The following is a 1,830-nucleotide window of genomic DNA, read 5'->3' as shown; positions in this document are numbered from 1 at the left end:
CTATCTACACGGTCTAAAATATTTTCATCATGAGTGATAATAATCTTAGTGGATGGTATGGCAAATATATTTTCAATAACAGCATTTGCCGTTCCTCTATCTAAATGGTTAGTTGGTTCATCTAAGATAAGAATCGGATATTCTTTCATGAACAGACGTAACATAGCTAACCTTTGTCTTTGACCACCGGAGAAATTTGTTCCTCCCTCAGAGATAAAAATATCATTTATACTTTGAAATTGAATATAATTACTTAGATTTAATTTATCTATAGCATTCTGGATATTTGAAGGGTCATAATTTATATTAAAGTAAGATAAATTCTCAGATAGACTTCCTCTAAATAAAACTCCATCCTGAGTCATTAGTCCTACCTTTTTTCTTAGTTCCTCACTGTTCCAATCTTTAATATCTCTATCGTCTATTAATATATTCCCCTTATCGGGAGTATGCAATTTTAATAATAAGTTAGCCAAAGTGGACTTACCACTGCCACTTTCTCCAACAATGGCAATACTTTCGTTATTTTTAATGTTCAAACTTAAATTTTCTATTATTTTTTTGTCATCAAAACTAAATGAGATATTATTGAATTGAATTGAGCCTCTAAGAATGTTTACTTTAGTATCCGATCCATCTTTTTCTAGTTCCTCTTCCAAGATGTCTAAAGTTCTTAATAAAAGTGGTTTAACTGAATTCCAATTTAAAATTGATCCTATAATTGTTGAAACCGGAGAAAATATAATACTAGATATAGCAATAAAGAAGAAAATATTACTTAAATCCTCTTCTCCTTTACTAAAATTATAAAATCCTACAGCAAGCATTATGATAATAAATATTGTTGATAGGGAACTATTAAATGATTCTAAAGCATTTTGTTTTAGCGCTCGTTTATGTACCGTATCTAGGTATTTATTATAATCTTTTTGCCATACAGATTTAATTCTAGAAAAAATCCCAGTAGCCTTTACAAAATACATCGCTTTTAATGATTCATTAATTTTCCCTCTATGTTCTCCTAGGTAATACGTTTCGACTAAATTAGCATTATATATAAATTTCCCTAAGGAAATATTGATAAATAGGGAACTAGCAATAAAAAATATCAATATTAAAGTATAAAAAGTCTCAGTATATAATAGATACATCAATAATGGAATGATCACTACTATTGATATAATCATTTCAATTAAATCCTCTAAAATATATCCTCGTATTGATTCTAGGCTCATGATTCTTACATTTAAATCCCCTGCATGACGTGTAGTAATCTTTTCTATGGGGGTATTAAACATATGCTCAAAAACTTTTGTTGTACTTTTTCTATCAATTTCTTTTTGAAATTTTACTTTTRTAATTGAAGTTATAGATTTTATCCCTATAACAACGATTAAACTTCCCAATATAATTAAAAGGTATCTTACATCCACTTCCTTTGAAGCATTCAAAATATCCATAAACTTTTTCAAAATAAAGGGGAAAGCAAGAATTGAGATTTGTGCTAACAATGCTAATAGTGCTAGTAAAATAATCTGGCTAGGAGATACAAAATGATCAATATATCTAAGTAGTATATGTTTTTCACGCCTTTTAGTATTTGGCTGTATATCTTCTTTGTTTTCTATTAATAAGATGTAGTCACAGAACATTTCTTCAAAACTTCTTATATCGATTACCATTGGCCCTGCCTTAGGATCTACAATATAAAATTTATTTTCTTTAACCCTTTCAATAATTACAAAGTGATTAAAGCCCCAAAATGCTATCATCGGCTTTTGTATTCTTTGTAAATCAGTTATATTTTCGATCCTATATGCAGTTGCAGAG

The 1,830-nt window shown here is 28.7% G+C and carries 1 protein-coding gene; it reads right to left on the bottom strand.

Annotated features, from left to right (window positions below):
• A partial coding sequence (locus tag AC1DJR_RS28475; RefSeq protein ID WP_477004098.1) for a peptidase domain-containing ABC transporter occupies positions 1-1,830 on the bottom strand: 1,830 nt, incomplete at both ends.

The sequence above is a fragment of the Bacillus sp. 05T31 genome (genome assembly GCF_056396725.1).
This window is presented reverse-complemented; position numbering and strand designations above follow the sequence as displayed.